The 11824-nt window shown below is 66.2% G+C and carries 11 protein-coding genes and 1 tRNA gene; 1 reads left to right on the top strand and 11 read right to left on the bottom strand.

Annotation, left to right across the window (positions count from 1 at the left end; translation table 11 throughout):
• Window positions 1-2: 2 nt before the first annotated feature.
• From ABSH63_RS05750 to ABSH63_RS05725, 6 genes are all read right to left on the bottom strand, one after another.
• Entirely contained in the window at window positions 3-1178 is a 1176-nt protein-coding gene (locus ABSH63_RS05750) for a phosphoglycerate dehydrogenase (RefSeq protein WP_352888251.1), read from the bottom strand.
• Between the two features lie 91 nt (window positions 1179-1269).
• Window positions 1270-2352 (bottom strand): 3-phosphoserine/phosphohydroxythreonine transaminase, encoded by a 1083-nt coding sequence (gene serC, locus ABSH63_RS05745; RefSeq protein ID WP_352888250.1) that lies wholly within the window; start codon window positions 2350-2352, stop codon window positions 1270-1272.
• A 37-nt stretch (window positions 2353-2389) separates the two neighbouring features.
• Window positions 2390-2788, bottom strand: coding sequence for a PIN domain-containing protein (locus tag ABSH63_RS05740; protein ID WP_352888248.1), 399 nt, complete (start codon window positions 2786-2788; stop codon window positions 2390-2392).
• Complete coding sequence (locus ABSH63_RS05735; RefSeq protein ID WP_352888246.1) at window positions 2785-3036, bottom strand: ribbon-helix-helix domain-containing protein; 252 nt, start codon at window positions 3034-3036, stop codon at window positions 2785-2787. Before ABSH63_RS05735 ends, ABSH63_RS05740 begins: the two co-directional genes overlap by 4 nt.
• Before the next feature lie 96 nt (window positions 3037-3132).
• The gene (locus ABSH63_RS05730) at window positions 3133-4347 is read right to left on the bottom strand and encodes an acetylornithine/succinyldiaminopimelate transaminase (RefSeq protein WP_434223252.1); all 1215 of its coding nucleotides are present in this window, start codon (window positions 4345-4347) and stop codon (window positions 3133-3135) included.
• 400 nt (window positions 4348-4747) lie between these two features.
• Window positions 4748-6220, bottom strand: coding sequence for an alkaline phosphatase PhoX (locus ABSH63_RS05725; RefSeq protein ID WP_352888243.1), 1473 nt, complete (start codon window positions 6218-6220; stop codon window positions 4748-4750).
• A gap of 181 nt (window positions 6221-6401) precedes the next feature.
• On the opposite strand from ABSH63_RS05725, the gene ABSH63_RS05720 reads away from it, so the two are divergent.
• A tRNA-Met gene (locus ABSH63_RS05720) sits at window positions 6402-6478 on the top strand.
• 104 nt (window positions 6479-6582) lie between these two features.
• On the opposite strand, the gene ABSH63_RS05715 is transcribed toward ABSH63_RS05720, so the two are convergent.
• From ABSH63_RS05715 to ABSH63_RS05695, 5 genes are all read right to left on the bottom strand, one after another.
• Entirely contained in the window at window positions 6583-7392 is an 810-nt protein-coding gene (locus ABSH63_RS05715) for an energy transducer TonB (protein WP_352888242.1), read from the bottom strand.
• 4 nt (window positions 7393-7396) lie between these two features.
• A complete protein-coding gene (locus ABSH63_RS05710) occupies window positions 7397-8329 on the bottom strand; it encodes a response regulator (protein ID WP_352888241.1) in 933 nt (310 codons plus the stop codon).
• Window positions 8326-10071 carry an ATP-binding protein gene (locus ABSH63_RS05705; protein ID WP_352888239.1) on the bottom strand — a complete coding sequence of 582 codons (1746 nt, stop codon included), beginning with the start codon at window positions 10069-10071 and terminating at the stop codon, window positions 8326-8328. Before ABSH63_RS05705 ends, ABSH63_RS05710 begins: the two co-directional genes overlap by 4 nt.
• 280 nt (window positions 10072-10351) lie before the next feature.
• On the bottom strand, window positions 10352-11035 hold the full coding sequence (locus ABSH63_RS05700; protein ID WP_352888238.1) for an SDR family NAD(P)-dependent oxidoreductase: 684 nt from the start codon (window positions 11033-11035) through the stop codon (window positions 10352-10354).
• Window positions 11032-11805 carry a tetratricopeptide repeat protein gene (locus ABSH63_RS05695; protein ID WP_352888236.1) on the bottom strand — a complete coding sequence of 258 codons (774 nt, stop codon included), beginning with the start codon at window positions 11803-11805 and terminating at the stop codon, window positions 11032-11034. Before ABSH63_RS05695 ends, ABSH63_RS05700 begins: the two co-directional genes overlap by 4 nt.
• Between the last annotated feature and the right edge of the window lie 19 nt (window positions 11806-11824).

Raw genomic sequence — 11824 nt, 5'->3', positions numbered from 1 at the left:
CCCTAGCGGGCGGCGATGACCCGCGTGGCCAGTACGCCACCGATGCCGGCGATCTCGGCGAGGGCATCGTCGGGGACTTCGGTATCGACATCGACGATGGTGTAGGCCAGATCGCCGCGCGACTTGTTGAGCAGATCGGCGATGTTGAGTTGGCGCTTGGCCAGCGCCGTCGAAATCTGGCCGACCATGTTCGGCACGTTCTCGTTGACCACGCACAGGCGCGTCTTGCCCGGCAGTAACGGCAGCACCGCTTCGGGGAAGTTCACCGAATTGCGCACGTTGCCGACTTCGAGGAATTCGCGGATCTGCTCGGCGACCATGACCGCGCAGTTGTCCTCGGCTTCCACCGTCGATGCGCCCAGGTGCGGGGTCGCGATCACCCGCGGATGGTTCTTGAGCGCATTCGACGGAAAATCGCAGGCGTAGGCGTGCAGCTTGCCCGTGTTCAGGGCTTCGATCACGGCCTGCTCGTCGACGATCGCGTCGCGCGCGAAGTTCAGCACCACGCCCTGCTTCTTCATCAGGCCGATGCGCTCCGAATTGATCAGCCGGCGTGTGGCATCCAGCAATGGCACGTGCACGCTGACAAACTGCGATTTGGACATCAGGTCGTCCACGGATACCGCCTGACGCACACCGGAATTGAGCTGCCAGGCGTTCTGCACCGTCATCGCCGGGTCGTAGCCGTAAACGGTCATGCCGAGTTCCAGCGCGGCATTGGCCACCTTGACGCCGATGGCACCCAGACCGATCACCCCGAGCGTGCGCCCGGGCAACTCGAAACCGACGAACTTCTTCTTGCCGGCCTCGACGGCCTCGTGCATCGCCTTGTCGTCGCCGTCGAGCTTGCGCACGAAATCGAGCGACTGCGGAATGTTTCGCGCCGCCATGAACATGCTCGCCAGGACCAGCTCCTTGACCGCGTTGGCGTTGGCGCCGGGCGCGTTGAACACCGGCACGCCGCGCTTGGACATCTGTGCGACCGGGATGTTGTTGGTGCCGGCACCGGCACGAGCGATGGCCTTGACCGACCGGGGGATGTCCAGCTTGTGCATGTCGGCGGAACGCACCAGGATCGCGTCCGGATTGGCGATCTCGGAGGCAACCTCGTAACGATCGCGCGGCAGGCGCTCCAAGCCGACGACAGAGATGTTGTTGAGGGTCTGGATTTTGAACATGGCAGTTTCGTGGGCGGTAAGACGCGGGATGTGAGACGTGGAAGCGGACGCGGACCGTACGTCTCGCGCCTGGCTTTTCGGGAGCGCGGCGTCAGCCACGCGTCCTGACGAACTCTTTCATGTAATCGACGAGCTGCTGCACGCCTTCGATCGTCATCGCGTTATAGATCGACGCGCGCATGCCACCGACCGAGCGATGGCCTTTGAGACCGGAAAGGCCGGCAGCCTTGGCGCCTTTGAGGAACTCACCGTCGAGCTCGGGGTTGGCCAGCGTGAACGGCACGTTCATCCGCGAGCGATCCACCTTGCGCACCGGGTTGGTGTAGAAGTCCTCGCCGTCGATGTAGTCATACAACAGCGCCGCCTTGTGCCGATTGCGCTCGGCGATCACCGCCAACCCGCCCTGCCGCTTGATCCACTTGAACACTAGGCCGGCGACATACCAGGCGAAGCAGGGCGGCGTGTTGAGCATGGAGTCGTTGTCGGCGACCTGCTTGTAGTCGAACAGCGCCGGCGTCTTTGGCAAGGTCTCGCCGATCAGATCCTCGCGCACGATCACGATGGTCACGCCGGACGGGCCGATGTTCTTCTGTGCGCCGGCATAAATCAGACCGTACTTCGAGACGTCGACCGGCCGCGACAGGATGTTCGACGACATGTCAGCCACCAGCGGCACGCCGAGCGTGTCCGGTTCGGTATGGAATTCGACGCCGTGTATCGTTTCGTTGGGCGTGATATGCACGTAGGCGGCGTTCGGGTCGAGCTTCCAGCTCGAAGGCTCGGGAATGCCGGTGAACTTGTCGGCCTCGCTCGATGCGGCGATGTTGACCGTGCACAACTGCGCGGCGACCTTCGCCGCCTTCTTGCCCCAGTCACCGGTGACGATGTAGTCGGCCCCGGTCTTGCCGCGCAGCAGGTTCATCGGCACCAAGCTGAACTGCGCCGTCGCCCCGCCCTGCATGAACAGCACCTTGTAGTTGGCCGGGATGTTCATGACCTCGCGCAGGTCCTGTTCCGCGGCCTGGGCGATGGACATGAACTCCTTGTCGCGGTGCGACATTTCCATCACCGACATGCCGGAGCCGTTCCAGTCCAGCAACTCGGCCTGAACCTGCTGCAACACCTCGAGCGGCAGTGTCGCCGGCCCGGCACTGAAGTTGACGATTCTCTTCATTTCAATTCCTTATGTCGCATCGTTGAAGTCACTTCCGTCACGCCCATCGCTCCGCGTCGAGGTTGGGGACGCCGGCGAAATCATGGACGCGGTCGGTCACCAGCACGAGCTGGTGGGTCAGGGCCGTCGCCGCCTGCAGCAGATCCAGCGCCGCCAGACGCTCGCCGGCGGCCTGCAGATAGGCGCCGAGGCTGACCGCCTGTTGCGCCTCGGCAGCGCCGAACTCCAGTACCGTGACGCTGCCCAGAAACTCCTTGAGCAGTCGGCCGAAGCGCGCCTGCGCGCGCGGCTGCAGGCGCAACGCGGTCTCCGCCTCCATGCGAGCGAACACCGAGACGGCGATGTCGGTCGGCTTGAGCTCGGCCAGCCGCAACACCACCGGCAGACGCCCTTTGATGGCGGCTGCGAGCACATCGGAGTCGAGCAGGTACTTCACCAGCGCAGCTCGCTACCGGCACCCAGCGCGCTGCGCCAGGCCTGGAAATCCAGCGTGTCCTCGGTCAGCTCGGGCGCCGGATTGCGGAAATGCGCCTTGAGCGCCTCCGGCCAATCCTTTTCTTCGTTCTGCGCCAGCCAAGCCTGCACCGCAGTGACGATGATGCGATTGCGCGTCATGCCCGAGCGCTCGACGGCCTGGTTCAGCCGATCGAGCGTGGCCTCGTCGAAATGCACGCTGAAGTTCATGGATGCAAATTCTAACCTAACACAATATGTTAGTCAACAGGACACTCAAAAAGGCCGCGCGGCCCGCAGCCGGCGCCGCACGGCTTTGCCGACCCGCTACCCCGCGCCGGCCTGCGTCAGGGTCGCGCAGGCGCGGTCGAAACGGCGCAGCCCCTCGTCCACGTCCGCGGCACTGATGTTCAGCGGCGGCGCAAAGCGCAGCACATCCGGGCCCGCAACCAGCAGCCACAAACCTTGCGCGAGCGCGGCGTTGACCACGTCCTTGGCCCGCCCCTTCCATGCCTCGGCGAGCGGCGCACCGATCAGCAGACCCAGACCGCGCGTTGCGCCGAACAGCCCGTGACGCCGGCCGATCTCCACCAAGCCCGTGGAAAGTTGCGCCGCGCGCTCGCCGACGTTGCGCAACAACTCCGGTCGCGCCAGCTCCTCGATCACGGCTTCGGCCACCGCGCAGGCCAGGGGATTGCCACCATAGGTCGAGCCGTGTGTACCAAAGGCGAGCACACCGGCCAGGGCATCTGTGGTCAGCATCGCACCGATCGGGAATCCACCGCCCAGCCCCTTGGCCGTGGTCAGCACGTCCGGCGTCACACCGTACTGCTCGTAAGCGAACAGGCTGCCGCTGCGGCCGTTACCGGTCTGCACCTCGTCGTAGATCAAAAGCGCCCGGTGGCGATCGCAGAGTGCACGCACGCCGTGGGCGAACTCGCGCGTCGCCGGCAGTACACCGCCCTCGCCCTGCACCGGCTCCATCACCACGGCGCAGACGCTGTCGTCCATGACCGCTTCGAGGGACGCCAGATCGTTGAATGCGGCGTGGCGGATCCCCCCCGGCAAGGGCTCGAAGCCCTGCGTGTACTTGGCCTGCCCGCCGACGCTGACCGTGAACAGCGTGCGCCCGTGGAACGCGTTGTAGAACGAGACGATCGTGTGCTTGCGCGGGTCCTGGGCGTTGCCCCAGCGGCGCGCGAGCTTGAACGCCGCCTCGTTGGCCTCGGCACCGGAGTTGCAGAAGAACACCTTGTCGGCGAAGGTCAGCTCGGTGAGCCTGCGCGCCAGGCGCAGCGCCGGTTCGTTGGTCATCACGTTCGACACATGCCACAGACGAGCCGCCTGATCGGTGAGCACCGCCAGCAGCTTGGGGTGCGCATGACCGAGCCCGGTCACGGCGATGCCGCAGGCAAAGTCGAGGTACTCGCGCCCCTGCTGGTCCCACAGACGCGACCCCTGCCCCCGCACCGGGATCGGCGCGACAGGCTGGTAATTGGGCACCATGACTTCATCGAAAGTCGCACGGCTGACGCCAGACATGACGGTCACCTCTTGCTTCTATGGACACTGGGCGAGGCACCGAGCTGAAACCCTCGCCCGGTTCGCTTGGTTTGGTCGACCACGAGCTTTACAACGACAAAAGGCGGCTGCTCGGCCGCCTGTTACCGTCCACTGATCCACGCACCTCGGCGGTGCCGACGCCATCTCGCGAACACGATGAGAGCGCGTGCGACACCTGTCGCGGAGCATGGTACCACATGGGCTTTCGAGCACCGCGGCGCATCGGCGCTGAGTGATCGCAGGCTGCGTGCGCCTGCTGCGCTGCCCCCAAAGCCTGCTGCGCTGCGGGACGCTGGCCGTGTGCACCGGCGCGGATCCACCGATCAGCGCCTACCGCGCTTGGTCTCGATGCGCCTGGGTTACGGGCGCGGCATCGCGGTCAGAGCGCGCGCGCCAGCGGCGGATTCACCCGCACCGCAAACGGCATGGTGATCTCGTAGACCACCCCACCGAGACCGAAAGCCGCGGGCTGTCCCATGCGCAGCGCACGCTGGTTGGCCACATACAGGCGGCGGCCGTCGGGCGAGAACGCGACGCCCGTCACCTCGGTGACGGCGGGATCGCCCGGCAGCCGCAACAGCGGGATGGTGCTGCGATCCGGCAGCAGCACCATCGCACGCATGTCGCCACCGTCTTCGACGACGATCATTTCACCGTCGAGGGTCATGGCGATGTTGTCGACGCCGGCGAGCTTGGGCTCGTTTGGATCGACCGGTGAGCCGATCGGCCCGTCCTCGGGGTTGTAGATGCTCTCGATGGTGCCACCGATGGTGTCGATGGCCCAGATGTTGTCATCGCCCTTGCTGGTGAAGAACACGAAACCGTTGAGGAACCACACCCCCTCGTTGCCCGCGAAGATGGTCGCCTCGTCGAGGTAGACCTGGTACTGCGGACGACCATCATCGATGGCGTTGATCCAGCGAATCGGTGTCGGCCCTCGCCTCGCAGCGGCGAGCCCGGCGTCCACGGCGAGCACCTGCAGCACACCCTGGCTGTAATCGGGCTTGCCGCCCGCCGGCCAGGCCTGGGCCGGAAACACGGTGCGGTAGAAGCGATCGCTGCCGGTGAGGTCCTCGGTGTGGTAGATCGCGCGGCCGGCGACGTCGACGGCCACCATCTCGTGCGCCTTGCGTCCGAAGCGGTCGAGCCGGATCGGGGTGCCGCCATCGCGCAGGGGACTGCATTCGAACATGTAGCCGTCGACGATTTCCTCGCCGTTGATCCAGGTGCCCCAGGGCGTCGCGCCCCCCGAGCAGTTGGTCGTGGTATTGCGCTGCACCGGATAGGCGTCGACCAGATTCCCATCCTTGTCGAAGCGCAGCGCGCTGACGCCACCTTTGAACGGCAGCACCAGCGGCGGACTCAGCGGCAGCAGTCCGGTAACCGGGCCGACGATGGGCGACAGCAGCTCGAGCGACTCGCGGGTGGCGAGTTCGGAGATCACCGGAACCGCCGGCAGTTGACCGAACAACGTCGTCGCATCGCGCGCCTCGCTGTTGGACAGGTAGATCCAGCCGCCGTCATCGGTGCGAAACACCGCGCCGCCGTCTGGATCGGAGTGCCACAGGAAGGACGGATTGCTCGGAATCGGCGGCTCGTTGACGACGGCGACGACGCGTGAACGAAAACCCGCCGGCAGCTGCACGCCGTTCTCGTCGGGCGCGAGCAGTGGCCCCATGTCGGCGAAAGGGCTGCGCCAGCCGCCACCGACCAACGGCCCCGGTACATTGCTTCCGCCGCAGGCCGTCAACCGACTGGCGAGCGCGACACTGCCGGCGCTCAGAAGAAGGTTGCGCAGAAAGTCGCGGCGCGTAAGCCCCTGCTGCTGTGCGCGTACGAGGAGCGGATGCATGCATTCACCTCGGGCAACATGGAATCGACGAGTGGACGAAGTATTGCCGATCCGCCATGCGCTCGGCACGTCGCCTCCACCCGGCGTCGGGAGCCTAGAGAAATTCGTCGCCGGTGCAATGACTTGTCAGCCGTGCGTTGCACTGCATCACGCTGCGATCTTATACTTGCCGCCTGTCTGGTGCGGGGTGGAGCAGTCTGGCAGCTCGTCGGGCTCATAACCCGAAGGTCGCAGGTTCAAATCCTGCCCCCGCTACCAACCTCGAGCGCCAAGTCTGGTGGATCCCCCCTCGAGCGCCAAGTCTGGTGGATCCTCCCACCGCCATTCGTGGCCGGCCCTGGCGTTGAATGCTACTCGGGCGTTCAGTTCAGCTTCCAGGTGAAGCGCACCTCGGCAGTCGCGGCCCTCGCCACCCCGTTCTCCAGCTCCGGTGTGAAGCGACAGGCACGTACCGCCTCCAGCGTCACGCGATCCAGCCGCGAATGACCGCTCGACTGGATCACCCGTGCATCGAGCAAGCGCGCGTTGGCATCGAGTTCGGCGGCGATGACGACCGTGCCCTCCTCGCCACGACGTACGGATAGTGCCGGATAGCTCGGCCGCTCGCATGACGACCAGTCGATCGCCGCTGCGACGACGGCCGGCTGCGGCGTCGGCGTTGCCGGCGCTCGACGTGCGTCGGCCTGTGAGCTTGCGCCAGCCGGCTTCGGTGTCGGCGCAGATGCCCGTGGCGTGCTGCTCGGCGAGCTCGGCTTCGAAGCCACGCGCCCGGATACAGCCGCCTCCAGCCGCTGCTGGGCACGCCGTTCGGCCTCGGCCTGCCGGCGCGCCGCAGCAAGCTCCTCCTGCGCTTGCGCCTCGGCCTGCGCGCGCGCCAGACGCAAACGTTCTTCCTCGGCGGCACGCTGACGCTGCTGCTGTTCGGCTTCCGAGAACTGTTCGCCGAGCCGGCGCTTCCACTCCGTGAGCGCCGCATCCTCGTCGACGGTGGGTAGATGCGCGCTGGGCGTGGGCGCCGCTGCCGTCACCAGTTCACCCTTCTCGGGCTGCAGCAGCCACAACGCCCCGGCCACGACGATGCAGACCGCGAGCAACGCCGCCGCGATCGAGTACTCCGCCGAGCTGACGATGCGCGCCAGCAGCCCCGCCGCTTTGCCGCCTTGATCGCTCATCGCTTCAAACCCAGCGTAGGAGTCCGCGGATGCGTCGAAGCAGACCGGTACGATCCGCGACCTGAAGCATGGGCGTGGTGTCGGCGGCAATCCGCTGCGCCTGCTCCGGGTGCTGGCGCAGCATTTCGTGGCGTCGGCTGGCGATATTGACGGTCCCGCGCAGCAGCGTCGTCGCCACCGGCTTCTGCAACAGGCGGAACACCTGGCCCTGATTGATCAGCGAGATGCTGTGTCCGGCGTCCGCCTGCGAGGTCACTGCAACCACCACCAGCGCCGGGTGATGCTGACGCAGCGCGCCGAGCAAGGGCGCGACGCTCTGCCCGACGACGGCCAGTTCCGTGAACATAACGCCGATGCGGTGTTGCCCGAGCAGCGTCAGCGCCGATTCGATGCTGTCTGCGGTGTAGACCTCGCGTTCGCTGCCCAGGGCCGCACGCAGGGCGACCGTGGTCTGCGGGTCCTCGTCGAGCACGAGCACGCCGACCTCGTTGTACGCCGCGTTCTGCTGCGGCCCCGGCGGCGGCTCCGGCAAAGCGACATACTCGACCGACGCTGCGCGCACTGCGGCCGCGATGGTCTCGCGCAGCTCGCTATTGATCCACGGCTTGGGGATGAAGCGGAAGATCTCACCCTCGTTGATCGAAGCGATGATGGCGTTGAGATCGGAGTACCCGGTCAGCAGCATGCGGATCGCGTGCGGCTGCAGCTCGCGCGCCACGCGCAGGACCTCCACGCCGGTCACGTCTGGCATGCGCTGGTCACTGACGATCACATCGAAGCGCTCCTTCTTGAGGACCTCGATCGCCTTGGCGCCGCCCTCGGCCGTGGTGACATCGTAGTCGGCGCGGAAGATGGCGCGCAGCGACAGCAGGATGCGGCTTTCGTCATCCACGAACAGCAGGTGCGGCCGGCTCGTTGGGACATTGGTGGCGTTCACGCGACACTCTCCTGCAGGCTGTCGGCATCGGCGGTTGCCAGCTTGCGTGGCCTCTGTAGCGGCAAGCGCAGACGAAAGGTCGTACCCTGCCCCACCGCCGACTCGACGTCGATGCTGCCTCGATGGTCCTCGACGATGCGAAACACGATGGACAGGCCCAGGCCGGTACCCTGACCGACCGGCTTGGTGGTGAAGAACGGCTCGAAGATGTGGGCGCGCGTCTCGGCATCCATGCCGCAACCGCTGTCACGAACCTCGACTACCGCCATGCCATCCTCGACGCGCGTGCGGATCGCGATCACGCCGGGACCGTCGATCGCCTGTGCGGCGTTGTTGAGCAGGTTCAGGAAGACCTGATTGATCTGCGACGGCGCACAGGGCACTGGCGGCAGGTCACCGTAATCGCGCTTAACCTCGATGCGGCCCTTGAGCTGGTTGTGGCAGATTTTCAGCGTCGTCTCCATGCCCTCGTTCAAGTCGAACATCTCGTTGAGAGAGCGATCGACGCGCGCAAAGTCTTTGAGGCTGCGCACCAATTCCCCGATCTGCCCCAGTCCGTAATCGGCATCGGCAAGCAGCATCTCGATTTCCGGCAGGCCCTCCTCGGGCGGCCAGTTTCGCCGTGCCTGTTCCTGGCGCTGCGCATCGCCGGACTGTTGGGCATCGAACAGTTCACGGATCAGCGGTAGCGCCTCGCGCACCGTCTCGACGTTGCCGCGTGCATACCCGAGCGGCGTATTGATCTCGTGCGCGACACCGGCGACCATCTGGCCGAGCGCCGCCATCTTCTCGGATTGCACGAGCTGCGCCTGCTGCATGCGCACGTCGTTCAAGGCCTTGCGCAACTCGGCGGTCCTGGCCTCGACCGTCGCCTCGAGCTTGGCGTTCATGTCCTGCAACTCGGCGTAGCTGCGACGCAGACGCCAGCCGACGAAGCCGAACACCACGAGCAAGGCACTGGCGTAGATCACCAGCACGTTGCGATAGCGCGCGACTTCGAATTCCGATTTCACGTAATGATTGACGTAGCGCTGCTGCAGATCGTCGAGACCCGCCGCGATCGGGATGTCGGCGAGCTGCTGCGCCGTGGCGCGCACGCGATCCTTCTCGCCCAGCGCCGCCGTCGTCGAGCGGCCGAGATCCAGCAGCGCGCCGCGCAGCGCCGGCACCGATGCCGCATCCGCGCCGAGCCGGTCCAGCAGGCTTTCGATCGTCGACCGATTGTCCGGCGTCGATTGCAGGGCGTAGGCGGTAATCTCCTCGATCAGGCCGCGCACGACACCGTGCAGCGCATGCCCGAGCGGCAGAGCCGGATGTGCGAGCAGCGTCTCGACCTGCGCGCGCAGTCGTTCATAGACGGATGCAAACTGCCGAAGCTGCCGCTCGTAAGTGCCGATCAACGCCGTCTTGGTGTCGATCTGCTCGATCAGCGCCGCCGCGTTGCCGGAAAGATCACGCGACACGGCGCGAAACTCGTCGCGGTGCGTGCTCAGCGAAGCCCGGGCGGCTTCGAGCCGCTGCACGGCATCACGGAGTCCGTCGGTCTCCGCCGTCAGTCGTAGGCGGGCACGTGCAACCTGGATGTCGGCGTCCTCGTTGGCCACGCGCAGTTGCGCGAGCGTGATCATGCGCGCGAGGTGTCCCTGCACCGTCTGCGGTTCGCTTTGAGTGCGTACGACCAGAACGGCCAGCACGACGAGGGCCGCGCCGACGGAGATCGCCATCAGTAGTCTCTGTAGCATCGTTCTCCCCGTTGGTCAGGCCAAGCAGCCCGGCTGATGCCCCGCGCCACTACGCCTCATCCGGCGATGCATTTCCCGAGCCGGCCACGGTCGTCGAACGTCCCGTCGCAGGCGCGTCGCGATCGCCGAAGCCGCGGCCAGCAGCCGGGCGTTCGGCGATACGATCACTCCCCTATCCAGCCACTCCGTAATTGGTCAACACTGCTGTCCACTATCATACGCCGTCACTGCACCGCTGCAACGTGATCCGCGTGCCACGCACCCCGCGCAGCGCGGATGCTCAGACCCTGCCGACGACAGGGATCAGCGCGCCGGTCACCGCTGCGGCGCGCGGCCCGAGCAGAAACACGATGACATCGGCGAGCGAGCGCGGGGTGACCCATTTCGAAACATCGGCGTCGGGCATGTCGGCGCGATTCGCCGGCGTGTCGATGATGCTCGGCAGCACGGCGTTGACGGTGATGTCGCGGGCCTTGAGTTCCTCGGCGAGCGCCTCGGTGAGTCGTGCAACGCCGGCCTTGGATGCGGCATAAGCGCCCATACCGGCCGTCGCCTTGACCGCGGCGACCGCGCCGATGTTGACGATGCGCCCGCCGGCCGACAGATGTGGCAGCACGGCGCGCGAGGCGTTGACGGCGGTGCGCAGATTGATGCCGTAGAGCTGATCCCAAGTCTCGATCGACCCGTCGGCGAGGGTTTCCCAGCGAAAGCCGCCGGCGACGTTGACCAGTGCATCGATCCGTCCATGCCGCTGCGCGATCGTCGCCATCGCTGCCTGCGTCGCCTGCGCGTCCGCGAGGTCCAAGGTACATGCGAATGCCGCGCCGCGCGGTGACGGCGCAGCGACGCGGTCGATCGCGACCAGCGTCGCCCCGGCATCGGCCGCCGCTTCCACGACGGCGCGACCGAGCGCACCGAGCGCGCCCGTGACGACGACCACCTTTTCGTTCAGCTCTGCGTTCATGAACGTTCCTTGTCTGTTGCCTTGTCATCGCTTACCGCGCTTGGGGCGTTGGCTGTATCCATCTGCGGATTGAATGCGGGCGCCTGCCCTTGCGTGCCGGACGCTTCACCCTGCGCCGGCTCCCCCGCCGGCTGGGCCTGCTGCGGCATCTGCTCCATGGCGCGTTTGCGTTCGATTTCGGCGCTGACGAATTTGATCCAGTTGGCGGCGGTCTCGCCGTGCTTGTCGGACTCGGCGGCGGCGATGAAGGTGCGCCGGGCGTCATTGAGGCGTCCGGCATTGAATTGCGCGGTGCCGAGCTGCATGCGGATGCCGGCGGCGTCTTCGACATCCTTGGCCTGTAGCGCCTTTTCAAACGCCGCGATCGCCTCGCCCCAGTTGCCGGCCTCGGCCTGCGCCTGACCCAAAAACGCGTAGTGCTTCGACTCGCCCGTCAGCTCGGCCAGACGTTTGAGCACCGGAATCTGCGCATCGCGCTCCTGCGCCAGCGCCAGCGCCTGCGCGTACAGTTGCAGGGTCTCGGCGTCCGGCTCAATAAGCTTGTCTTTGAAAGCCTTGGTCAGCAGTTGCACCGCCGGATACGGTACCTCCTCGACCATGTACAGCCGCGCCAGGTTCAGCAGATCCGCCCGCTTGGTGACCATGCCGCCCAGATAGCCCGCGTGTAGCGTCGCCAGCTGCTTCTTCTGCTCGCCCATCAGCCCGTACATGCCCGACAGCTGCAGCACGTAGCTCTCGCTCGGATACTGCGCGACCAGGATCTCCAGCACCTTGGCCGCCTTGGCGTAG

This window comes from Sinimarinibacterium thermocellulolyticum, assembly GCF_040327995.1.
GTDB lineage: Bacteria > Pseudomonadota > Gammaproteobacteria > Nevskiales > Nevskiaceae > Solimonas > Solimonas thermocellulolyticum.
Note: the sequence above shows the minus strand (reverse complement) of the source record. Positions and strands in the feature narration are given on the sequence as shown.

Bases quoted from the DNA above. Each gene is read 5' to 3' on its own strand.
- ABSH63_RS05750 (WP_352888251.1), bottom strand. From the start codon at position 1,178: ATGTTCAAAATCCAGACCCTCAACAACATCTCTGTCGTCGGCTTGGAG.
- serC (WP_352888250.1), bottom strand. From the start codon at position 2,352: ATGAAGAGAATCGTCAACTTCAGTGCCGGGCCGGCGACACTGCCGCTC.
- ABSH63_RS05735 (WP_352888246.1), bottom strand. From the start codon at position 3,036: ATGAACTTCAGCGTGCATTTCGACGAGGCCACGCTCGATCGGCTGAAC.
- ABSH63_RS05730 (WP_434223252.1), bottom strand. From the start codon at position 4,347: ATGTCTGGCGTCAGCCGTGCGACTTTCGATGAAGTCATGGTGCCCAAT.
- ABSH63_RS05725 (WP_352888243.1), bottom strand. From the start codon at position 6,220: ATGCATCCGCTCCTCGTACGCGCACAGCAGCAGGGGCTTACGCGCCGC.
- ABSH63_RS05715 (WP_352888242.1), bottom strand. From the start codon at position 7,392: ATGAGCGATCAAGGCGGCAAAGCGGCGGGGCTGCTGGCGCGCATCGTC.
- ABSH63_RS05705 (WP_352888239.1), bottom strand. From the start codon at position 10,071: ATGCTACAGAGACTACTGATGGCGATCTCCGTCGGCGCGGCCCTCGTC.
- ABSH63_RS05700 (WP_352888238.1), bottom strand. From the start codon at position 11,035: ATGAACGCAGAGCTGAACGAAAAGGTGGTCGTCGTCACGGGCGCGCTC.